We start from the raw sequence: 19,453 nt of genomic DNA, 5'->3' as shown, positions 1-19,453 counted from the left end.
CCCTCACGGCAGGGGACCAACCCACTCCCCGGGTTAGAGGGAGCGGATCTTCTGCACCGGCAGCCGAGGGCCGCGCCGCGGTTCGTAGGCCAGACCGCTGGCTTCAAGCAACCGGACCACCCGGTGGCGATGGGGGCGCATCGGTTCTAGCAGCTCGAGCATGCCCGCATCGTCGACCGGACGGCCCACCAGAGTCCAGCCGATCATCTTCGGAATGTGGTAGTCGCCCACCGACACCGCATCGGCATCGCCGAAGGCACGTTGCACGGTCTCGGCCGCGGTCCAAGCTCCCACTCCGGGCAGCGATGTGAGCGCCTCGCGTGCCTGCGCCGCCGGTAGCGCTACCAGCCGTTCCAACGACGCCGCCCGTTGCGCGCAACCCACCACCGTCTGGGCACGCCTGGGATCAACGTTGGCCCGGTGGAACTCCCAGGAGGGGATGCGTCGCCATACCTCGGGCGACGGCGGCACCCGCATCCCGCCCGGCGCGGGCCCCGGGGCCGGTGTCCCGTACTTGGTCACCAGCACTCGCCACGACCGAAAGGCGTCGGCGCCGGGCACACGTTGCTCGATGACCGCCGGGATCAAAGCTTCCAATACCTGCCCGGTGCGGCCCAGGCGCAAATGCGGAAGCCGCCGGTGCGCGGCGGCCACCGTCGAATCCTGCGGCATGAAATCCGAGGCATCGTCGGCGGCGCCGAGCATTGCGGGCAGCATGTCGATGAACTCCTCGGCACCACTGCCCCACGCCACGCAGTGGGCCGCGTCAGATGCCGCCCGGCCGATCCGCGCGGTCACCGGCCCGGTGGACAGCAGGCTGGTCCGCCAGATGGTGCCGTCGCCGGAAACCCGGAAGCACGGATCGCCACGGCCACGGCGCAAAGGCGCCAATGTATGACCGAAGGTGGCCGCCCCGGAGAATGCGACAGTGCGCGTGCTCTTCAACCCGATAACTCCGCCGGATGGTCCATCAAATTGACCACAAACTACCTCGGGAGCCAGGATGGCGGTTGTGATGACGCCGTTCGACGACCCGCAGGCCGAACTGGCATGGATGTTCATGCAAAGCATGTGCGAAGGGGGAGATCTCGACGAGGGCTTCGCGCTGCTCAGCGACGACTTCACCTACTGGAGCATCGTCACCCGCCAGGCCTACGACAAGCAGACGCTGCGCCGAGCGGTCGAGCGGCGCAAGAAGGTCTTCGAGGTCAACATCGAGCTGCGCCGCTGCGTCAACGAAGGCGAAACGGTAGTGGTGGAGGGGTATTGCGACGGCCTCACCGTCGACGGCGCCCGATATGACAGCCCGTTCGTCTTCATCTTCGATACCCGCGACGGAATGATCGTGTCGTTGCGCGAATACAGCGATACTCAGTCGTTGGCACAGGTGTACCCGGAGGCCGGTGCCGCTAGCGGGTCACCCTGATCTCAGCCTTGTCGGGGTAAAACGCCACGTGCCCTGCGATCGCGGCGACGGCGGGATAGGGCTGTTCGTACGTCCAGATCACGTCATCGACGGTCTCGCCGGCCGCAGTAGTCACGCTGTAGTAGCTGGCTTCGCCCTTGAACGGGCAGTAGGTGCTGGTGTCGGTGCGAGTCAGCACATCCTGGACTACGTCGCCTAGTGGAATGTATTGCACCGGCGGCAACGTGGCCTCTTGCAATTGCAGGGCCGCGGACGTGTCGGCAACGAGTTCGCCGTTGACGCGAACCTGTACCCGCCCGCCAGTGGGCTCGATGGTGATTGGGTGTCCTGCGTTGGGTTCTAAGACTTTGCGGTGGCTCATGTCTTGGTGCAACGCCCGTTGGCAGTCAACATTCCCGGCCGAACGCATAACGGTGGTACTGCGCCATGGTCCGCAATGCCGGGACCGCCGCCATCACCCGGCCCAGCCACCGCAGCGACGGCGACACGAGGGCAAACGTGTCGCTATCGAACACCGACTGCCAGGCCAGGAGACGCACCCCTGGCACCTCGTCGAGGATGTCGTCGGGACCGTCGATTCCCCAGTGCAACCTCGATCCGGAGCGGCGGACCACCGAATTGATCACCTGCGTCCGGATTCCCAACGTGCTGAACGCGTCGAATTGCAGCTCGCCCCAGCCGAACCGATCCACCACACGACGAAGCAACGCCAGCCCGTCGTCCTTCGTCAGATACATCGTCAGGCCCTCCCCGATGAACAATGTGGGACGGTCGGCCGGAATCTCGGCCAACCAGTGCGGGTCAGTCACCGATGCCGGAACCATCCAGTAGTCGTCGCGACCGGGGTATACCTGCTCACGCAACCTGATGACGTCCGGATAGTCGATGTCGTACCACCGCACACTCGTGGGCGGATCGAGCCGATACACCCGGGCATCCAAACCACAGCCCACGTGCAACACCACCGCTGCGTGGTGTACTGCCAGGAATTGGCGCGTCCAGTTGTCGAAGTGCGCGGTGCGGATCGCCACCGAAGGCGCCCGCCGCGGCGTGATAGTCGTTGCGGCCCAGTCGTAATCGATGCGCGCCACGGCGGCCTTCGCGTACGCATCCCGCAGAATCGATCGGGGAGCGTCGGCGTCGACCGCCTTGGCGTACAGCGTCGCGAGCATGGTCTGGGGCGGTCCGGTGAGGTCGACATGAACGCGTTCCACTCCCGCGAGCTTATTCGGATCGGCTGACGATGCTAGTTCTGCCGGTCTTGCGCATCGCCATCCAGAATCGGGCGGCCTCGCGGATCGATTCCGCTACCGGGCGTGGCTGCCAGCCCAATTCGCGGACGGCCTTGCTGTGGTCGATGTCGGCCTCGGAGCGCATCATTCGCACCGACTGGAGGCTGAGTTCGGCGTCCTTTCCGGCTAGCCGCGCCCGCAGGCTACCCAGCGCGCCCAGGGCGTACAGCACGGGTACCGAGATCGACCGTCGCGGCGGTGGTATACCGGCCTCGTCGGCCGCAATCCGCACGACGTCTTTCAACGGCATCATGCGTTCGGAGATGAGGTACTTCTCGCCGTTACGTCCCCGTTCGGCGGCCAGGATCATGGCCCGGGCGGCATCGTCGACACCGACGACTTCCAGTTGGATTCCGTTCATCTGAAATGGGAGCTTGCCGAAGACCGCGCCGGCGATAAAGGCGCCGTGTGGGGTGCGCCCCCAGTCGCCGCTGCCGTAGGTGGTAGAGACGCACATTGCGACGGCGGGCAGACCGTGGTCCGCGACGTAGCGCAGCACCAGATCCTCAGCCTGAACCCGGGATTGGACGTAGGGAGTCACCGTGCGGACGTCGACCACGTCTTCCTCGGTGGCCACGTGCCCACGCCGGCGGCCCACCGTCGCGTAGGTGCTGGTGAATACGAATCTGTGTAGGTTGGCGTGCTTGGCAATGTCGAGGACATTGCGCAGACCGTCCACGTTGGTGCGAAACAGTGGTGCCGGGTCACGCAACCAGGCGCGGGTGTCGACCACGCAGTAGTACACGTCATCGCAACCGTCCATTGCCTCGCGGACGGTGGCGGTGTCGAACACGTCGCCTTGAAAGCGCGAGCATCGGGTCAGGTCGTCGATGGCGCGCGTGTTGGCGGTGGGCCGAACCATCACCCGCACGTCTTGGCCGGCCTCAACGAGCTGGCGCGTCACATGGGAGCCCAGGAAGCCGTTGGCGCCGATCACCAGCTTGGGTGCGCTCATTGAGTTCCTCCGTGCTGCTGCAGCCAACGCGCCGCGTCGTCGTCAAGGGTGCCCAGCGCCTGCGCCGTGCGACACCACTTCATGCCCGCCTTCACGAAGCGCAGCGGGTTGTAGATGTCTTCCTGGCGACACCATTGGCCCTCGCCCGCATAGGTGATGATCGAGATGTTGGTCGCGCTGATCACGCTGCCGTCGCCGGGGTCGCGCATCGGGTTGTCCAGTTCCATGATGATCCGCCCGGTGGGTTCGTCGATGACCGACCACAGTGACGGAAACGCCACCATGTGACTGCCCGGGAAGGTCGTCATCGTTCGCCGAATCCAGTCGCGCACCTGCTCGCGGCCGCGCATGGTGCCCGCCGCATGCTCGACGTACTCGACATCGGGGGTGTAGTGCTCAACCCAGGCGTCCCAGTCGCGGGTATCGGCGGCCCGGGCCACGGTGTCCTCGAACCTTTGGAACGCCGCGGACAGTTCGCTTCGCGAGAATTGCGGGCCGCTCACGCGCCGTTACACCTCACGGGCGGAGTGTAGCCTGGGCCCATGGCTGACTACCAAAGGGCGATTCTGGCCGGCGGCTGCTTCTGGGGAATGCAGGAACTGATTCGCCGGCAGCCCGGTGTGGTCTCGACCCGCGTCGGCTATAGCGGCGGCGATGTCCCCCATGCGACATACCGCAATCACGGCACCCACGCCGAGGCGGTGGAGATTCTCTACGACCCCACCGTCACCGACTACCGCGCGCTGCTGGAATTCTTCTTCCAGATCCACGACCCGACAACGAAGGACCGCCAAGGCAACGACAGAGGGACCAGCTACCGCTCAGCGATCTTCTACGTCGACGACGAACAGAAGCGGATTGCCCTGGATACCATCGCCGATGTCGAGGACTCAGGCTTGTGGCCCGGCAAGGTCGTGACGGAAGTCAGTCCGGCGGGGGATTTCTGGGAGGCCGAGCCCGAACACCAGGACTATTTGCAGCGCTACCCCAACGGGTATACCTGCCACTTCATCCGTCCCGGCTGGAAGCTGCCGCGACGGGCTGGGGCCAGCAATTAGCAATTAGCAACCGAGCCTGCATTCAGAGCGAGGTTTTTTCGCCCCAACTCCCGCGCTGAGCGCAGGTTCGACGCCATTACCGCAGGCTCAACGTCGGCTCACCACAATCCGACCGCCGTGCTTCGGGGTGAAGGCAACACCCCGGCAGTGCCGTTGCTCGTCCGGAGCGGTAGTGGTCTCGATAGTAAAGTGGCGCAACACCGTTCGTAGCACCACATCCATTTCCATGTTGGCGAACGCGGCCCCAACACAACGGCGGGTGCCGCCGCCGAAGGGGATCCACGCGAAGGCGGACGGCTTGCCTCCTCCGATATACCGCTGTGGGTCGAAGCGCTCCGGGTTCGGGAACACCTCGGGCCTTTCGTGTATCCACGCGATATTGACGATGATCGAATCTCCGCGGGGAATGACCCACTCACCGAGTTGATAAACCTCTGGGTACACGCGCCGAGCCGCAAAATCGATGACGGTGCGGGACCGCTGGACCTCCAGGATCGCCGCCTGGCGTAGCTCGCCTCCGCCGTTATCAGCCTCGTCGACCAAGGCGGCCAGCACATCGGGGTGCCGCGTCAACCGCTCAAAGGCCCACGCCAGCGTGGACGCGGTAGTTTCGTGTCCGGCGGCCAGCAGCGTGAGTAGCTCGTCACCAATGTCCTTGCGGGACATGACTGAACCATCGTCGTAGGTGCTACGCAGCATCAGCGCGAGCACGTCGGTCCGATCGGCGAAGTTCGGGTCTGACTTTTCGTAGTCGATCAGCTTGTCGATGACGAGGTCATACTGGCGTCGATACTCGGCAAGCCGGCCCCACGGGCCGAAACGGCCATAGTTTCGTCGGGGTTTCGGCATTGCTGCCAGTCGCGAACCTAGGGTGACCCACGGCGGGATGAGCCGGCGCAGCTCGTCGAGTTCGGCGCCGTCGGCTCCGAAGATCGCGCGCAGGATGGCGTTGAGGGTGATGTGGTTCATCGACGGCAACGTCGGGAAAGGTTGGCCCTCCGGCCAATTGGCGGTTTCTCGCAGAGTTTCTTCTTCGATGAGGGCCTCGTAGTTCTTCATGCTCTTGCCGTGGAACGGCGGCGCCAACAGCCGTCTCCGCCGGCGGTGATCGTCGCCGTCCAGGGCGAAGACGGAGCCCGATCCGAACAGCCGACTCAGGTTGGGTTGGATGTTGCCGAGATCGTCGGGACTGGTTGTGAAAATCTGCTTGGCCAGCTGTGGTTCACCGACCACCACTACCCGTCCGTAGATTGGGATGTTCAACGTGAAGACATTGCCGTAGCGGCGAGCCACCCGTTGCATCATGCCCCGCCGTGACATCGCAAAGACCAAGCCTTGGAGCAGCTTCGGGATTCGGGTCGCGGGAGGCAACTTGACCGCCGGCGGCGCTGGCGTGTCGGTGACTGCTTGGCTCATGGAGGTATGACTCCCAACGTCCGGTCTGGTACCGCAGCGTACCGCTGGCCTTTCCCGGTACGGTACTCTGTGGTACCAAGCCTGACAAGCGTTTCGCCGAAAGGGGCACAGTCGTGACGGCATTGGCTGGAGACGCGATTCAGGTTGAGCCTGATCCGTTTCGGCGTCGGCTGCTCGACGGGCTCACCGCCTCCATCCGTGAACGCGGCTACCGCGCCACCACGGTCGCCGACATCGTCCGCCACGCGCGCACGTCAAAGCGCACGTTCTACGACCAATTCGCCAGCAAGCAGCAGTGCTTTCTGGAACTGCTACAAGTCGAGATCGAGGTCATGGCCGAAGACATCCGGAAGGCGGTTGATCCCGAGGCTGATTGGCACGACCAGATTCGTCAGGCCGTGGAGGGCTACGTCGGCAATATCGAGTCGCGGCCGGCCATCACGCTGAGCTGGATTCGCGAGCTTCCGTCCATAGGCGACGTCGCGCGCCCCGTCCAGCGTCAAGGGCTGGAGCTGCTGACGAGCCTTTTGATCGACCTGAGCGGCAGCCCGGGTTTTCGGCGCGCCAATCTGCCGCCCCTGACCGCGCCGCTGGCGATGATCCTGGTGGGCGGTTTACGCGAGCTAGTCGCACTGGCCGTAGAGGACGGCAGACCGGTGCGCGACATCGTCGAACCGGCAGTGGACGCGTCGATCGCGTTGCTCGGCCCGCGTTACTAGGCTTCGAATGCCAAACCGTCGAGCAATGGAGGACCTTGCTATGCGCCTTTCGACCCGCAACCAGCTCAAGGGCATCATCACTGAGGTCGATCTCGGCAGCGTGATGGCAATCGTCAAGGTTCGGCTCGACGGCGGGGATCAGGTGGTCACGTCCTCGATCACCAAAGATGCCGCGGTCGGCTTGGGCCTTGCGGTCGGTCAGCCCGCGACGGTGTTCATCAAATCGACAGAAGTGACGATCGGCGTCGAGTAGTCCCGATGGCGCCCGCGATGCGCACTGCTCGCTGCTATGCGAGCCCCAAAGATGTTGTGCCGGACGACGTGCCGATCCCGAAGCCAGGGTCCAGCCCTGAGCGTGCCTAGGTTTCGATGCGCAGGAACGCGCGTACCCGATCCAACACCAGATCGGGTCGCTGCTCGACGATCCAGTGGCCAACGCCGTCGACCAGTTCGACCTCGAAATCGCTTATGCGGTCGGCATACCCGTCGGTCAGATCGGGCGTGATCACCGGGTCCTTGGTGCCGGTCAGCCAACGGACCGGCACCTCGACGCGCGCGTCGTCAAACTCGCCGCGCACCCAGCGCAACATTTCCGTGGTCTGAAAGCTGCGATACCACCGCGAACCGGCCTCCGCGTGGCCCGGCTGGCGCAGGCATTCGACGTACATGCGCACATCGTCGTCGGGCACCGAGAACCCACCACCGACCCACGACGCCAGCATTCGGAAGTAGCGGGCCTTGGGATCACTGATCACCCGCGGACCGATTACCGGCAGCGACATCGGAATCTGGTACCAGAACCGCCAGAGATTGCGGATCGCCGAGAGGTCACGTTTCACCCAGGGCGCCACGGTGTTCACGCCAAAGAAACCGGTCACCTTTTCCGGATGACGCAACATCATGATGAATGCCACCGGTCCACCCCAGTCATGGGCCACCAGCTTGACCGTCGCGACGCCCAAGCGATCCAGAACCGCGGCCAGATCTTCGGCCATCTCGCTTTTCAGGTAACGCGAGCGGGGCGCCGAACTCCAACCCGCGCCGCGCAGGTCGGGACACAACACCCGGTAACCGTCGGCGGCCAGCGGACCGATCAGTTCGTGCCACTCCCACCAGTTCTGCGGGAACCCGTGGACCAGCATCACCGCGGGACCATCGGGCGGGCCGGCGTCTGCCACGTGGATCGTGACACCTTCCCCTACGTCGATGTAGCTGTGCTCGACGCCTTCTAACGCGGGCAAAGCGGTCATGCTGGGAAGACTATGCCAAGAACCGCTCGACATAAGGCGCGAACCGGGCACGCAGGTCGTCCTCGTTGAGCCCGAACATCGCACACGACGTTTCGACGCTTCCCAGTCGGCCGCGCCGGTGACCCGACAGATAGCCGGCGGTCGCCGTGCGTGCGTCTTCGGTGAACGGTTCACCCGCCAGGGCGTACACCTGCTCGGCAACACCACATTCGTTGGCCATGAAGTCGTCGAAACGGACATCGATCGAGCGGTCCGAGCCGATGGTGTCCCGGTCGCGGACGAGTGTGGTGAGCATCCGTTCAAGACGGTCGATCCAATAGTCGGCGATCCGTTCTACCGGCACCGGTGCGCGGTGCATGCGGGCAGAGTAGGTGATCATCGCGATCATCGACAGCGCCACTGGCACCGGGTCCCGGTGCGTGAACACGACGATGCTGTCGGGGAAAACACGGTCGAGCACCGGTACCTGCTCGAGGTGCTGGGGCGACTTGAGCAGCCAGCGCCGCCCCCCGCGCAGGAACTGCATCGCTTTGAGTTGCCTGGCCAGGTACTCATAGTGGGGCGTCTGGTCGTGGGCTTGGTAGTAGTCGCGCCAGCGCGGCACGTCGGCGAGCGTCTCCAGCAGCATTGTGGAGAAATCGTTGGCCAGCAGCTGGATCTCTTCGTGGACATGATCGGCGGTCATCTCGTGCATAAGCCGAAAGTGCGGCATCACGGTGTCGATCACGCCAACCGCGACGTCCGTCCGCGTCCGCCGCGGATCCGGCTCAACCGCGCTCCGGCCGGCTTCAGACGGCAACGGAAACGGCTCGATGCTTTCCCAGTACGGCATGGTGCGGAAGGTGGGCGCCGCCGCCAGCAAATTGTGCAGATGGGTGGTGCCGGTGCGGGGTAGCCCGGCGATCACCACCGGCGAGCGCAGTTCGATGTCGTCGATCTCGGGATGGCGGCGCAGCAGTTCGGTCAACAGCAGCCGGTTCTTGAGCAACTGCAACAGTTGCGCAAAGAAGTTGACCGCGCCGGCGTCGTGTAACCCGTCGATGTCACGTAGGGCGGCGAGGTAGACCTCGAGTCGCTCTCGGTAGTCTGCCGGACCGAAATCGTGCAGGCCGGTGTCGGCGCTGGCCCTGGCATGCAACGCCGCGGCATCCAACGGGCACTCGGGAGCCAGCGCGGCCATCATGTCGAGGATCTGCCGGGCCTCGGCGCTGAATCGGGGCTGAGCGAGGTCGTCCAGGCGGACTTGGGTCACGGTGACTTATGTTACGTTGAGTTACGTAATGGTAGTCGAATTTGGCAGACCTCGTGACCCACGGATCGACGGTGCGGTGCTTCGCGCGACGGTTGAGCTGCTCGCCGAAACCGGTTATCCGGGCCTTTCGGTCGCGGCCATTGCCGAGCGAGCCGGGACCAGCAAGCCCGCGATTTACCGGCGCTGGCCCAGCAAAGCGCACGTCGTGCACGAGGCGGTGTTCCCGATCGGAGCCGCAACCGAGATCCCCGCCACCGGATCGCTGCGCGAGGACCTGCGCGAGATGGTCCGCCGCACAATGGCCTTCCTGACCACCCCGGCCGCCAGGACGGCCCTGCCCGGGCTGGTCGGCGAGATGGCGGCAGATCCGACCCTGCATTCGGCGCTCTTGCAGCGGTTCGCAGGCATCTTTGCCGGTGGCCTCGCCGAGTGGCTGCAGCAGGCCGCGGCATCGGGTGCGGTCCGATCCGACGTGACCGCCACCGAACTGGCCGAAGGGATTGCCGGACTCACCTTAATTGCCCTGCTCACCCGCGCCACCGAACTCGATGACGCCTGGGTCGATCGCACAACCACATTGCTCCTGAAAGGAATTGGCGCATGACGCACGAATCGACTGCCGCTTGGCAGGAGCTGCTGGAAACCCTTGGTGCCCTTGACCGCTCGTTCACCGAAGGCGATCGCGCGGTGACCGACGACCGGCACATTGCCGACGGCTACCGGATGCTGGCCACCACCCTGGGCGTGGCCTTCGACACGTACCTGTTCGCCGAACCGGGTCGGCCACAGTTCGTGGCGGTCAACACGCCGTTTCGTCGCGACCGCCGGTGGGGCGGTGACAACACCGACGCCTATTACTTCATCTGTTCGGTCGATCCCCAGCGCCGTTACCGCATCAGTGGCAATAAAGGCGACAGCGTGTATTTCTCGGTGACTGCCTACAACGAACCATCGCCCGGCGCATGGTCGGACCGGATCGTTTCAATCGTCCGCGACACCGATCTTGACGTCGACGCCGACGGCAACTTCAGCTTCGAATTCCCTGCCACACCCGACGCGGCCGTGCTGATGACCCGTGACTACCAAGCCGATCCCCTGACCGGCCGCCCGGTTACCTGGCACATCGAGGCGCTCGACGAACCGGAGCCGATACGACACGGCGACGCGGAGACCGCGGCACGTCTGCGGGCGACCGCCGCCTGGATGCGCACCATGTTCGCCATATTGCCGCTGGCCGTCGGAACCCGGGTCGACAACAAGCACACGCTAGGGCACGAAACCGTGCACGCCGCAAACCAATTCGCCGTTCCCTACCAAGTGCCCGACGCCAACTTCGGCTGGTCGGCACGCGACGCCTGCTACTCCTACGGCAGCTTCGTGCTGGACGACGACGAAGCGCTGGTCATCACGCACCGACCGCCGTCGTGCAGGTTCTGGAATCTGGTGGTTTGGAATCAGTTCATGGCCACCTACGGCGCCGTGGAGGGACCCGATGCCCGGTGTTCCGTCAATGGCCATAGCGCGGTGCTCAACAGTGACGGCTCCGTGACGGTCGTCCTGTCGCGCGGGACGACGGCCCACCCCAATTCGCTTACGGCGCTGGGCTATCCACGTGGCAACCTCGCGTTCCGATGGTTTCTCACCGACCGAGTGCCGACGCGGCCCGAGGTGAAACTCGTGAAGGTATCGGAAGCGCCGACGAACGTGCACTAGCGCGTCGCGGCAGTGAACGCGACTCCGGAAGGGTCAGCTTGACGATCTTGCGGACGACGGTGCCGAACTGCCGCAACAGCGGCCCTTTGTTGTACGGGATGCCGTAGCGTTCGCAGATCTGTTCCACCTCGGGGGCGATCTCGGCATACCTGCGGGCCGGCATGTCCGGGAACAGGTGGTGCTCGATCTGGTGCGAGAGGTTGCCCGACAACAGGTGAAAGAGCTTGCCGCCGGTCAGATTCGCCGAGCCGAGGACCTGGCGGAAGTACCACTGGCCGCGGGACTCGTCCTTGGTCTCGTCGACGGTGAATTCCTGGGTGCCGTCGGGGAAGTGGCCGCAGAAGATGATCATGTACGACCAGACGTTGCGCATCAGGTTGGCCGTCAGGTTGCCGGCGAACACGAATGGGGCGAACGGCCCGGCCAGCAGCGGGAAGGCGACGTAATCCTTCAGCGTCTGCCGGCGGGTCTTGCGCCAGATGGCCTTTAATGTATCGCGCTTGTCGGCCAAGCTGATCTCGCCGGAGCGGATGCGCTCGCTTTCCAGCTCGTGCAGCGCAACCCCGTATTGGAACAGCACCATCAACAGGAAGGCGTAGACCGGGTTGCCCAGGTAGTACGGCTGCCAGCGCTGGTCTTCGCTCATCCGCAGGATGCCGTAGCCGATGTCGCGGTCCATCCCCACGATGTTGGTGTGCGTGTGGTGCATGTAGTTGTGCGAGTGCCGCCACTGGTCGGCCGGGCAGGCGGTGTCCCACTCGAAGGTACGCCCGGAGATCGCGGGGTCACGCATCCAGTCGTATTGGCCGTGCATGACGTTGTGGCCGATCTCCATGTTGTCCAGAATCTTCGCGACGCCTAGCATCGCGGTGCCCAACAGCCAAGCCGGCGGCAGGAACAGCAGCACGCGCCCGCCGACTTCTAAGGCCCGCTGGGCCTTGATGACGCGGCGGATGTAATCGGCATCTTCTTCGCCGAGGTCGGCCATCACGCGTTCCTTGATGGCGTCGAGTTCGCGGCCGAACGCGTCGGCCTGTTCGGGGGTCAGGGTGATCTTTGTCATGACTTTCCTTTCGCCGCGACTGTGAATATCGCGACGCGACACGCCGTGCGGCCGTCGCCAGATTCACAGTCGCGTTTGGGTTTAGAGGGATAGATCGACATCGCCGACGGGGACGGACACGCAGATCTGCACGTCCTCGTCGGGTCCGGTCGATACGGCGCCGGTGATCAGGTTGCGCACGGTGCCGGCGGTCTTTCGCCGTGTGCAGGTGTGACAGATGCCCATTCGGCATCCGTTCTCCGGCTTCAGGCCGGCCGATTCGGCCTGCTCCAGCAGCGAGCGGCCGTCGTCGACGATGTCAATCCCGCTGTCGGCGAACGTGACTCGGCCGCCTGACGGATTGGCCGGCGCCTCGAGCACCGAGGGCACGAAGCTCTCGGTGTACACGTTGGCGCAGCGCTCCCGCACCGCCTCGACCAAAGTTGTTGGCCCGCAGACGAACACCGCATCCGGCGCCGGCATGGCCGCGGCCAGGTGTTCGGCACCGAAGCGGCCGACAAGGTCACCGTCATCGGATCGGGTGTAGCCGTGCAGCACCCGCACGCTGCGCATCGAGGCCAGCTCGTCGCGGTAGCACGCCTCGGCGGCAGAGCGCGCATAGTGCACGAACGCAATCTCACCGGTATGGCGCTCGGCAAGCAGGGTGCGCAGCATCGCCATGACGGGCGTGATCCCGCTGCCGCCGGAGACGAACAGGATCCGACGCGGCCGCTGCGAGGGCAACACGAAGTCGCCGCCGACCCCGCCCAGGCCGACCACCATGCCACGACGGGCCCGCTCATACAGGTAGTTCGAGACCAGCCCGTCTTCGTGGTGACCGATCGTCAGCTCAATGTGGGTGCTGCCTTCGGTGTTGGCCGGTGAGTAGCACCGAGTGTGCCGACGACCGTCGATCTCGACCGTCAGGTTGACGTACTGCCCGGCCTTGACGCTGTGGGCGGCGGTGAATGCGTCGTTGGGAGCCAGGGTGAGGGTGACGCTGCGCGGAGTGGTTCGTCGCGCGTCGACGACCCTGGCCCGGCCCTCACCCAGCGTCCAGGTGGGCACCACCAGCTCGGTATAGCGATCCACGCCGTGGGGCCCGGTAAGCAAGTCGACCAGGTTGGAACCCAGGACGCGCTGCTTCAAACTTTGAGTGAACATATGTACACAGTGCTGCGCGACATCCCAGGTCGTCAAGGAGTTTCACCAGCTCTGTGGTAGGGTTCACACGGTGAACGACCGTACTCCTAGCTCACGTCCGCACCGATCAGGGCGCGACCATACCCGCGGCAGCCCCTCGCGGGAGGAGCGCAAAGAAGCCACCCGGCGCGCGATCATCGCCGCCGCGCTGAAGCTGCTCAACGACCGCAGCTTCAGCGGCCTGAGCCTGCGCGAGGTGACTCGGGAGGCCGGAATCGTGCCCGCGGCCTTCTACCGTCACTTCGAGTCAATGGAGGCCCTCGGCCTGGTCCTGATCGACGAGTCTTTCCGCACCCTGCGCGATACGCTGCGTGGCGCGCGCGCTGGGAAACTCGACCCGAATCGGGTGATCGAGTCGTCCGTCGAGATCCTGATCGCCAGCGTCGCCGAACGACGCGAGCATTGGCGCCTGATCGGCCGCGAGCGGTCCAGCGGACTCACCGTGTTGCGCTATGCCATCCGCACCGAGATCCGGTTGATCACCTCCGAGCTGGCCACCGATCTGGCGCGCTTCCCAGGACTGAACGCTTGGAGCACCGAAGATCTCAACGTGCTGGCGACTTTGTTCGTCAACGCCATGATCGTCATTGCCGAGGCCATCGAGGACGCGCAGAGCGCCGAGGCGCTGGAAGAGATCCGGCGTATTGCCGTCAAGCAGCTTCGAATGATCGCCATCGGTGTCGCCGGCTGGAAAAGCAATCCATGATCACGCGATAACTGAACCTTGTCGACCACGAGCGGGCGGCCGCCGTAGCCGGGCTCCGTTCGGCGGATACGCGCACGGGCCTTGCTGCCGCAAAGAGGCCGCGGGGCTGAAACATTCCGTTGCGTTTCGCCCGATTCCTAGGCAGCCAAACGCTTGTGGGTCAGCGAGTGGTTTCCGGCGTTCCATCGCGGGTACCCGAATATCGATAGCCGCTGGCGATTGGAGTGAACATGCAGGATGCGGCGAGCCGGTTCGCTTCGGCCATTCTCATACAGGAAAGGGGTTCGCTCGGCGGCCGTTGTCCATCTGGACGACGCTGTTGCCGGAATGTTGACTGGAGCGAATTCCGATGTTGACAAAGATTATTCGAGTCGTTCGCGAAGGTCTGCGTGGCGAAGCGCAAGTGTTGGCAGCGTTGCGCGCCGCGAACGCATTCGGCTCGAACGCCGAGATCGACGACGTCGATGACGGTTCGCGTAGCGGGATTCCCGAAGGCTTTCGCCTCGACAACCCCGCTTGATCGCTAAGCGGCGCGCCGCTAGCACCGCCGCTTCGGATTACTCATCATCGACCACCTCGTACAGCGATTCGCCGTCCTCTGGGGCGCCGCCGACCTGTCCTCGATGCGCGCGGCCGGGGCCCCCCTGGTCCCCCTCGTCGCGTGCCGCGCCCTCGTTAAAGTCCGGTTCCTCGGCGGCAAGTCTGTCGTCGAGGGATTCGCCCTCTCGCTCTTCGCTCGCCGTCATTCCGTGCCGGTCGGCTTCGCTCCAGTCCTCGGGTGGGTCGACGACGGTGTCGCCGTCGTCGTTGCGAAGCTCATCGGAATTGGTGGACTCACTCGGTTTCAGGGAGTTATCGGGGCCGCCTTGCATCTGCATTGGGTGCCCGAGGATGCTGCCACTAAACCGCGGCGAGGCTCGTTACCGCGGTTCCCGCCACATCGGCCACATCGGGGGGCCGCCGTCGGGCAGCACGATCTCACCCGTGACGGTGAAACCGAAACGCTCGTAGTAGGGCACGTTTTCAGGCTTGCTCGACTCCAGATACGCCGGACAGTGCTCGGCATCGCAGCGCTCTAGTCGTGACCGCAGCAGCACCTGTCCAAAGCCTTGGCCGCGGACGGTCGGGTCGCTACCGATGGTGGCCAGATACCAGTGTGGTTCTTCGGGGTGCGCACGCCGCATCACTTCCTGTACGGCACGTCCAAGCGTCATCCGCGAGCCGAACACCCACAGCAGCGTCGGCGTCATCGCCAACTCCCCAAGGCGTGTCTCCCGCCAGTGATTCGGCGGATCCCACAGTGCGGCCGCGCCGATGCCCGGTCCGTCGCAAGCCACCTCAACGCCGCCGCGGGACAGATGGTGGTGGCGGGTCATCGTGGCGAACAACCGACGCAGCTGCGTGGTTCGGGCCGTGGCGTCGGGGAACAGCCAGATCATCACCGGATCGTCGTAAAAGGCGCGGGCCATGGTCCGCGACAGTTCGCGGACATCGGCTCTGAGCGCCGGGCGGGCCTGCGGGGTCACCCAAATCAGGCTAGTGGGTTACCCGGTGGCCCGCACGAGCGCCCCCGAGCCCAAGAGTGTGGTGGATGGGTTGGCGGGTATTCCGAGTTGATGACGGGTATTTCGAGACGGGTATTCGGGCGGATGGCCGCCGGGGCTGGCGTGCTCAGCGCCGGCGCGCTAGTCGCCGCCTGCCACACACGCGGCGCCGATCGGGGCGCGCCCTCCGGTCTTGCGCCGCCGTCAGGCAAAGGTGTGGGGTTCGTGTTGGCGCATGAGCAATTTCGCACCGACCAGCTGGTCGCCCAGGCTCAGGCCGCCGAACAAGCCGGCTTTCAGTACGTGTGGGCCAGCGACCACCTGCAGCCATGGCAGGACAACCAGGGCCACTCGATGTTTCCCTGGCTGACCCTGGCCCTCGTGGGTCAGCGCACCAGCCGCATCTCGTTCGGCACCGGGGTGACCTGTCCCAGTTACCGCTATCACCCCGCCACGGTCGCCCAGGCATTCGCTTCCCTGGCGATTCTGAGTCCCGGGCGGGTGTTTCTGGGGCTGGGCACCGGAGAGCGGCTCAACGAGCAGGCCGCCACCAACGTCTTCGGCACCTACACGGAGCGCCACGACCGACTGGTCGAGGCCATCGGACTGATCCGCCAGCTGTGGAGCGGCGAGCGAATCTCGTTCACGGGTCGATACTTTCAGACGAATGCGCTGAGGCTTTACGACGTGCCCCCGACGCCGCCGCCGATCTTCGTCGCCGCCAGCGGCCCCAAAAGCGCCACGCTGGCGGGCCGCTACGGCGACGGGTGGATCGCCCAAGCCCACGACATCAAGGACGCAAAGCTGCTCGGCGCATTCACCGCGGGCGCGCGGGCGGCCGGACGCGATCCCGCCAGCATGAGCAAACGCGCGGAGCTGTTCGCCGTCGTCGGCGACACCGACGTAGCCACCCGTGCCGCCACGTTGTGGCGATTTACCGCCGGCGCGGTCGACCAGCCCAATCCGGTCGAGATACAGCGGGCCGCCGCGGCAAATCCGATCGATAAGGTGCTAGCCAACTGGACGGTCGGCAGCGATCCCGCAACCCACATCGGTGCGCTGCAAACGGTTCTCGACGCCGGCGCCATCCCATTCGTGCACTTTCCCCAGGACGACCCAGTGACCGCGATCGACTTCTACCGCAGCAACGTGTTGCCCAAGCTGCGCTGAGCCCTCGACCGGGTTTCAGCTCGTCATTCGCGGGTACCCACGGCCCGAATACGGGCAATCCAGACTGTGAGCGAGGGGAATGGTCTCCGAAGCCGCCCTGGTGCGACCTCCGGTAGCGCGCCGGCCCTTCCCGCCGCGCCGCCAATCACTCGGCGGCGCGCTGCTCAATGTCGTCACGACGACCGACCACAAGTTGATCGGGCAGCTCTACATTGTCACCGCATTCGGCTTCTTCCTGACCGCGGGCCTGATGGCGTTGCTGATGCGCGCCGAGTTGGCCGCCCCCGGGTTGCAGTTCGTGTCCAACGAGCAGTACAACCAGCTGTTCACCATCCACGGCACGATCATGCTGTTGCTGTATGCGACGCCGATCGTTTTCGGCTTCGCCAATGTGGTTCTGCCGCTGCAGATCGGGTCGCCGGACGTCGCGTTCCCACGGCTCAACGCGCTTTCCTACTGGCTGTTTCTGTTCGGCGGACTCATCGTCTTGGCGGGCTTCACCACCCCGGGCGGCGCCGCAGACTTCGGCTGGACGGCCTACACGCCGCTGTCCGACGCCATCCACTCGCCGGGTGCGGGCGGCGACTTGTGGATCGTCGGCCTGATCGTGTCCGGATTGGGAACCATTCTGGGCGCGGTCAACATGGTCACCACGATCGTCTGCATGCGCGCACCCGGTATGACGATGTTCCGGCTGCCGATCTTCACCTGGAACATCTTGGGAACCAGCGTCCTGATCTTCATCGCGTTCCCCATCCTGACCGCGGCGTTGTTCGGCTTGGCCGCCGATCGTCACCTCGGCGCGCACATCTACGACCCGGCCAACGGCGGGCCGATCCTGTGGCAACACGTGTTCTGGTTCTTCGGTCACCCCGAGGTGTACATCGTCGCGCTGCCGTTCTTTGGCATCGTTACCGAAATCATCCCGGTGTTTTCTCGCAAGCCGATCTTCGGCTACACGACGCTCGTTTACGCAACATGGGCCATCGTCTTTCTCTCGGCCGCAGTCTGGGCGCACCACATGTTCGCCACGGGCGCGGTGCTGTTGCCTTTCTTCTCCTTCATGACCTATCTGATCGCGGTGCCGACGGGGATCAAATTCTTCAACTGGATCGGCACCATGTGGAAGGGCCAACTGACCTTCGAAACACCGATGCTGTTCTCGGTCGGGTTCCTGGTGACGTTTCTGCTCGGTGGCCTGTCCGGGGTGTTGCTGGCCAGCCCGCCGCTGGATTTCCACATCACCGACACCTACTTCGTCGTCGCCCACTTCCACTACGTGCTGTTCGGCACGATCGTGTTCTCCACCTTCGCCGGCATCTATTTCTGGTTCCCCAAGATGACCGGGCGACTCCTTGACGAGCGGCTGGGCAAGCTGCATTTCTGGTTGACGCTCATCGGCTTTCACACAACCTTTCTGGTGCAACACTGGCTCGGCGACATGGGCATGCCCCGCCGCTATGCCGACTACCTGCCCACCGACGACTTCGGGCCACTCAACGTCGTCTCGACTCTGGGCGCGTTCATCCTGGGCGTGTCGATGGTTCCCTTTATCTGGAACGTCTTTCGCAGCTATCGCTACGGCGAACCGGTGACCGTCGACGATCCATGGGGTTATGGCAACTCGTTGGAATGGGCCACCAGCTGCCCGCCGCCGCGGCACAACTTCACCGAATTGCCCCGCATCCGCTCACAGCGCCCGGCGTTTGAAATGCACTATCCGCACATGGTGGAACGCTTGCGCAGCGAATCCCAGGTACGCGCCTCGTTTGAGCGCCACGCCGATGGGTAGCACCAAGGATGTCTCAACAACGGGATGTCTCGACGATCGTTACGGAAGGGAGATTGACGGTGAGCATCACCGATACAGGTCAAGTGACTGGAACCGGCGACAAGACCTACGACCTGATCTGGTACACGGAAAAATGCTTGGAGAACGCGTTACGGCTGGAGACTTACATCGCAGACGCCGAACGAGACGGCGACCAGCAGGTGGCCGACCTGTTCCGCAAAGCGCAAGCCGACAGTCGTAAGGGCGCGGAAATGGCCAAACAGCTACTGGCACAGCGTCTCTTGTAAGCCGACCAGCGCCTGCACATCCCGGGAGACGATGTGCGATCCAGTCGTCCAGCGACGTGCTGGTAATCACGGCGCCATCTCCCGGTAGCAGCGTGGACTCGTCGAGCGGGGCGCCGAAGTAGCTGGTATGCGCATCGACGACGACCTCTCGTGGGCTGTGTTTGGCGTTGAGGACTTCGCTGATGAGTTCATCGAGGGTGAACTGCTCGGGGCCTGCCACCTCCACGATGCCGTTCAGGGGCTGGCCCATTGCGACGTCAACCACCAGGTCCGCGAGATCGCTAGCGTCTGTGGGCTGGACGAGCGCGTCCGGCAGCCGCACCGTGGCGTCTTCGGTAGCGGCATCGGCGATTGCCTAGCAGGTTCATCGTGGAGGTCGCGAAATATTCGATCGCGGGTTTGTCGTCGAACGACGACGTATTGGATGCATCGACGACAACGTCTGCCCCGGTGAGCGCGTCGACCAGTCCCACAGCGGTCACGGCATTGACCCCGGACTTCGGTGAGGCCGCAACGGATTCGCTCCCTTGTTCGCTCAGCCTTGTCACGATCTTGGAGCCGATCAGCCCGGTGCCGCCGACAACGATGATTCTCCCACGGTGCATTCCTTTCTGCCGGGTCGTCCCCG

The 19,453-nt window shown here is 64.6% G+C and carries 24 protein-coding genes; 11 read left to right on the top strand and 13 right to left on the bottom strand.

The window, feature by feature from the left end; all coding sequences use genetic code 11:
* Positions 1–33 precede the first annotated feature (33 nt).
* Positions 34–945, bottom strand: coding sequence for a DNA-3-methyladenine glycosylase family protein (locus tag AADZ78_RS01335; protein ID WP_085252313.1), 912 nt, complete (start codon positions 943–945; stop codon positions 34–36).
* 70 nt (positions 946–1,015) lie between these two features.
* On the opposite strand from AADZ78_RS01335, the gene AADZ78_RS01330 reads away from it, so the two are divergent.
* Positions 1,016–1,426, top strand: a complete 411-nt coding sequence (locus AADZ78_RS01330) for a nuclear transport factor 2 family protein (RefSeq protein WP_085252360.1) — start codon at positions 1,016–1,018, stop codon at positions 1,424–1,426.
* Here AADZ78_RS01330 and AADZ78_RS01325 read toward each other — a convergent pair.
* Genes AADZ78_RS01325 through AADZ78_RS01310 form a run of 4 tightly spaced genes read right to left on the bottom strand, consistent with a single transcriptional unit; the run spans position 1,410 to position 4,176 of the window.
* Positions 1,410–1,787, bottom strand: coding sequence for a DUF427 domain-containing protein (locus tag AADZ78_RS01325; protein ID WP_085252314.1), 378 nt, complete (start codon positions 1,785–1,787; stop codon positions 1,410–1,412). The genes AADZ78_RS01330 and AADZ78_RS01325 overlap by 17 nt on opposite strands.
* 25 nt (positions 1,788–1,812) lie before the next feature.
* The gene (locus AADZ78_RS01320) at positions 1,813–2,598 is read right to left on the bottom strand and encodes a class I SAM-dependent methyltransferase (RefSeq protein WP_085252361.1); all 786 of its coding nucleotides are present in this window, start codon (positions 2,596–2,598) and stop codon (positions 1,813–1,815) included.
* A 52-nt stretch (positions 2,599–2,650) separates the two neighbouring features.
* Positions 2,651–3,673, bottom strand: a complete 1,023-nt coding sequence (locus AADZ78_RS01315) for an NAD-dependent epimerase/dehydratase family protein (RefSeq protein WP_085252315.1) — start codon at positions 3,671–3,673, stop codon at positions 2,651–2,653.
* Complete coding sequence (locus tag AADZ78_RS01310) at positions 3,670–4,176, bottom strand: nuclear transport factor 2 family protein (RefSeq protein WP_085252316.1); 507 nt, start codon at positions 4,174–4,176, stop codon at positions 3,670–3,672. The genes AADZ78_RS01315 and AADZ78_RS01310 overlap by 4 nt, the downstream gene beginning before the upstream one ends.
* A gap of 39 nt (positions 4,177–4,215) precedes the next feature.
* Here AADZ78_RS01310 and msrA point away from each other — a divergent pair, with 39 nt between their 5' ends.
* Positions 4,216–4,731 carry a peptide-methionine (S)-S-oxide reductase MsrA gene (gene msrA / locus AADZ78_RS01305; RefSeq protein ID WP_085252317.1) on the top strand — a complete coding sequence of 172 codons (516 nt, stop codon included), beginning with the start codon at positions 4,216–4,218 and terminating at the stop codon, positions 4,729–4,731.
* An 87-nt stretch (positions 4,732–4,818) separates the two neighbouring features.
* Here the strand turns inward: msrA and AADZ78_RS01300 are convergent, their stop codons facing one another.
* Positions 4,819–6,147, bottom strand: a complete 1,329-nt coding sequence (locus AADZ78_RS01300; protein ID WP_085252318.1) for a cytochrome P450 — start codon at positions 6,145–6,147, stop codon at positions 4,819–4,821.
* Between the two features lie 113 nt (positions 6,148–6,260).
* Between AADZ78_RS01300 and AADZ78_RS01295 the strand changes: the two genes are divergently transcribed.
* Together AADZ78_RS01295 and AADZ78_RS01290 are read left to right on the top strand one after the other, a co-directional pair.
* The gene (locus tag AADZ78_RS01295; protein ID WP_085252319.1) at positions 6,261–6,866 is read left to right on the top strand and encodes a TetR/AcrR family transcriptional regulator; all 606 of its coding nucleotides are present in this window, start codon (positions 6,261–6,263) and stop codon (positions 6,864–6,866) included.
* 40 nt (positions 6,867–6,906) lie between these two features.
* Positions 6,907–7,119 carry a TOBE domain-containing protein gene (locus tag AADZ78_RS01290; RefSeq protein WP_085252320.1) on the top strand — a complete coding sequence of 71 codons (213 nt, stop codon included), beginning with the start codon at positions 6,907–6,909 and terminating at the stop codon, positions 7,117–7,119.
* A 106-nt stretch (positions 7,120–7,225) separates the two neighbouring features.
* On the opposite strand, the gene AADZ78_RS01285 is transcribed toward AADZ78_RS01290, so the two are convergent.
* Both AADZ78_RS01285 and AADZ78_RS01280 read right to left on the bottom strand, forming a co-directional pair.
* On the bottom strand, positions 7,226–8,116 hold the full coding sequence (locus tag AADZ78_RS01285; RefSeq protein ID WP_085252321.1) for an alpha/beta fold hydrolase: 891 nt from the start codon (positions 8,114–8,116) through the stop codon (positions 7,226–7,228).
* A gap of 10 nt (positions 8,117–8,126) precedes the next feature.
* Positions 8,127–9,299, bottom strand: coding sequence for a sulfotransferase family protein (locus AADZ78_RS01280; RefSeq protein WP_139828940.1), 1,173 nt, complete (start codon positions 9,297–9,299; stop codon positions 8,127–8,129).
* 97 nt (positions 9,300–9,396) lie between these two features.
* Between AADZ78_RS01280 and AADZ78_RS01275 the strand changes: the two genes are divergently transcribed.
* Complete coding sequence (locus AADZ78_RS01275; protein ID WP_085252323.1) at positions 9,397–9,972, top strand: TetR/AcrR family transcriptional regulator; 576 nt, start codon at positions 9,397–9,399, stop codon at positions 9,970–9,972.
* Positions 9,969–11,081 (top strand): DUF1214 domain-containing protein, encoded by a 1,113-nt coding sequence (locus tag AADZ78_RS01270; protein WP_085252324.1) that lies wholly within the window; start codon positions 9,969–9,971, stop codon positions 11,079–11,081. The genes AADZ78_RS01275 and AADZ78_RS01270 overlap by 4 nt, the downstream gene beginning before the upstream one ends.
* On the opposite strand, the gene AADZ78_RS01265 is transcribed toward AADZ78_RS01270, so the two are convergent.
* Both AADZ78_RS01265 and AADZ78_RS01260 read right to left on the bottom strand, forming a co-directional pair.
* Positions 11,008–12,144: a fatty acid desaturase family protein gene (locus AADZ78_RS01265; RefSeq protein WP_085252325.1), complete on the bottom strand. Its 1,137-nt coding sequence runs from the start codon at positions 12,142–12,144 to the stop codon at positions 11,008–11,010. The genes AADZ78_RS01270 and AADZ78_RS01265 overlap by 74 nt on opposite strands.
* Positions 12,145–12,225: 81 nt before the next feature.
* Positions 12,226–13,287 carry a flavin reductase family protein gene (locus tag AADZ78_RS01260; protein ID WP_085252326.1) on the bottom strand — a complete coding sequence of 354 codons (1,062 nt, stop codon included), beginning with the start codon at positions 13,285–13,287 and terminating at the stop codon, positions 12,226–12,228.
* A 70-nt stretch (positions 13,288–13,357) separates the two neighbouring features.
* Here AADZ78_RS01260 and AADZ78_RS01255 point away from each other — a divergent pair, with 70 nt between their 5' ends.
* Together AADZ78_RS01255 and AADZ78_RS01250 are read left to right on the top strand one after the other, a co-directional pair.
* Positions 13,358–14,032: a TetR family transcriptional regulator gene (locus AADZ78_RS01255; RefSeq protein ID WP_085252327.1), complete on the top strand. Its 675-nt coding sequence runs from the start codon at positions 13,358–13,360 to the stop codon at positions 14,030–14,032.
* Positions 14,033–14,381: 349 nt separating this feature from the next.
* Positions 14,382–14,552, top strand: coding sequence for a hypothetical protein (locus AADZ78_RS01250; RefSeq protein WP_169726376.1), 171 nt, complete (start codon positions 14,382–14,384; stop codon positions 14,550–14,552).
* Positions 14,553–14,589: 37 nt separating this feature from the next.
* On the opposite strand, the gene AADZ78_RS01245 is transcribed toward AADZ78_RS01250, so the two are convergent.
* Positions 14,590–14,910 carry a hypothetical protein gene (locus AADZ78_RS01245; protein WP_085252328.1) on the bottom strand — a complete coding sequence of 107 codons (321 nt, stop codon included), beginning with the start codon at positions 14,908–14,910 and terminating at the stop codon, positions 14,590–14,592.
* Between the two features lie 42 nt (positions 14,911–14,952).
* A complete protein-coding gene (locus tag AADZ78_RS01240; protein WP_085252329.1) occupies positions 14,953–15,558 on the bottom strand; it encodes a GNAT family N-acetyltransferase in 606 nt (201 codons plus the stop codon).
* A gap of 90 nt (positions 15,559–15,648) precedes the next feature.
* On the opposite strand from AADZ78_RS01240, the gene AADZ78_RS01235 reads away from it, so the two are divergent.
* The 3 genes from AADZ78_RS01235 to AADZ78_RS01225 all read left to right on the top strand — a co-directional run bounded on the left by AADZ78_RS01235 (position 15,649) and on the right by AADZ78_RS01225 (position 18,825).
* The gene (locus AADZ78_RS01235) at positions 15,649–16,746 is read left to right on the top strand and encodes a F420-dependent hydroxymycolic acid dehydrogenase (RefSeq protein ID WP_085252330.1); all 1,098 of its coding nucleotides are present in this window, start codon (positions 15,649–15,651) and stop codon (positions 16,744–16,746) included.
* A gap of 79 nt (positions 16,747–16,825) precedes the next feature.
* The gene (ctaD, locus tag AADZ78_RS01230; RefSeq protein ID WP_085252331.1) at positions 16,826–18,538 is read left to right on the top strand and encodes a cytochrome c oxidase subunit I; all 1,713 of its coding nucleotides are present in this window, start codon (positions 16,826–16,828) and stop codon (positions 18,536–18,538) included.
* A 59-nt stretch (positions 18,539–18,597) separates the two neighbouring features.
* Positions 18,598–18,825 (top strand): hypothetical protein, encoded by a 228-nt coding sequence (locus AADZ78_RS01225; protein ID WP_372510518.1) that lies wholly within the window; start codon positions 18,598–18,600, stop codon positions 18,823–18,825.
* A gap of 281 nt (positions 18,826–19,106) precedes the next feature.
* Here AADZ78_RS01225 and AADZ78_RS01220 read toward each other — a convergent pair whose 3' ends face one another.
* Complete coding sequence (locus AADZ78_RS01220; RefSeq protein WP_204808665.1) at positions 19,107–19,430, bottom strand: NAD-dependent epimerase/dehydratase family protein; 324 nt, start codon at positions 19,428–19,430, stop codon at positions 19,107–19,109.
* Positions 19,431–19,453: the final 23 nt, after the last annotated feature.

It is taken from the genome of Mycobacterium riyadhense (assembly GCF_963853645.1).
Taxonomy (GTDB): Bacteria; Actinomycetota; Actinomycetes; order Mycobacteriales; family Mycobacteriaceae; genus Mycobacterium; species Mycobacterium riyadhense.
This window is presented reverse-complemented; position numbering and strand designations above follow the sequence as displayed.

Excerpts from the sequence above, each read along its gene's own strand:
- AADZ78_RS01245 (WP_085252328.1), bottom strand. The coding sequence starts at position 14,910 with ATGCAGATGCAAGGCGGCCCCGATAACTCCCTGAAACCGAGTGAGTCC.
- AADZ78_RS01250 (WP_169726376.1), top strand. The coding sequence starts at position 14,382 with ATGTTGACAAAGATTATTCGAGTCGTTCGCGAAGGTCTGCGTGGCGAA.
- msrA (WP_085252317.1), top strand. The coding sequence starts at position 4,216 with ATGGCTGACTACCAAAGGGCGATTCTGGCCGGCGGCTGCTTCTGGGGA.
- AADZ78_RS01275 (WP_085252323.1), top strand. The coding sequence starts at position 9,397 with ATGGTAGTCGAATTTGGCAGACCTCGTGACCCACGGATCGACGGTGCG.
- AADZ78_RS01285 (WP_085252321.1), bottom strand. The coding sequence starts at position 8,116 with ATGACCGCTTTGCCCGCGTTAGAAGGCGTCGAGCACAGCTACATCGAC.
- AADZ78_RS01300 (WP_085252318.1), bottom strand. The coding sequence starts at position 6,147 with ATGAGCCAAGCAGTCACCGACACGCCAGCGCCGCCGGCGGTCAAGTTG.
- AADZ78_RS01270 (WP_085252324.1), top strand. The coding sequence starts at position 9,969 with ATGACGCACGAATCGACTGCCGCTTGGCAGGAGCTGCTGGAAACCCTT.
- AADZ78_RS01280 (WP_139828940.1), bottom strand. The coding sequence starts at position 9,299 with ATGATGGCCGCGCTGGCTCCCGAGTGCCCGTTGGATGCCGCGGCGTTG.
- AADZ78_RS01320 (WP_085252361.1), bottom strand. The coding sequence starts at position 2,598 with ATGCTCGCGACGCTGTACGCCAAGGCGGTCGACGCCGACGCTCCCCGA.
- AADZ78_RS01260 (WP_085252326.1), bottom strand. The coding sequence starts at position 13,287 with ATGTTCACTCAAAGTTTGAAGCAGCGCGTCCTGGGTTCCAACCTGGTC.
- AADZ78_RS01290 (WP_085252320.1), top strand. The coding sequence starts at position 6,907 with ATGCGCCTTTCGACCCGCAACCAGCTCAAGGGCATCATCACTGAGGTC.
- AADZ78_RS01220 (WP_204808665.1), bottom strand. The coding sequence starts at position 19,430 with ATGCACCGTGGGAGAATCATCGTTGTCGGCGGCACCGGGCTGATCGGC.
- AADZ78_RS01315 (WP_085252315.1), bottom strand. The coding sequence starts at position 3,673 with ATGAGCGCACCCAAGCTGGTGATCGGCGCCAACGGCTTCCTGGGCTCC.
- AADZ78_RS01265 (WP_085252325.1), bottom strand. The coding sequence starts at position 12,144 with ATGACAAAGATCACCCTGACCCCCGAACAGGCCGACGCGTTCGGCCGC.
- AADZ78_RS01235 (WP_085252330.1), top strand. The coding sequence starts at position 15,649 with ATGACGGGTATTTCGAGACGGGTATTCGGGCGGATGGCCGCCGGGGCT.
- AADZ78_RS01325 (WP_085252314.1), bottom strand. The coding sequence starts at position 1,787 with ATGAGCCACCGCAAAGTCTTAGAACCCAACGCAGGACACCCAATCACC.
- ctaD (WP_085252331.1), top strand. The coding sequence starts at position 16,826 with ATGGTCTCCGAAGCCGCCCTGGTGCGACCTCCGGTAGCGCGCCGGCCC.
- AADZ78_RS01330 (WP_085252360.1), top strand. The coding sequence starts at position 1,016 with ATGACGCCGTTCGACGACCCGCAGGCCGAACTGGCATGGATGTTCATG.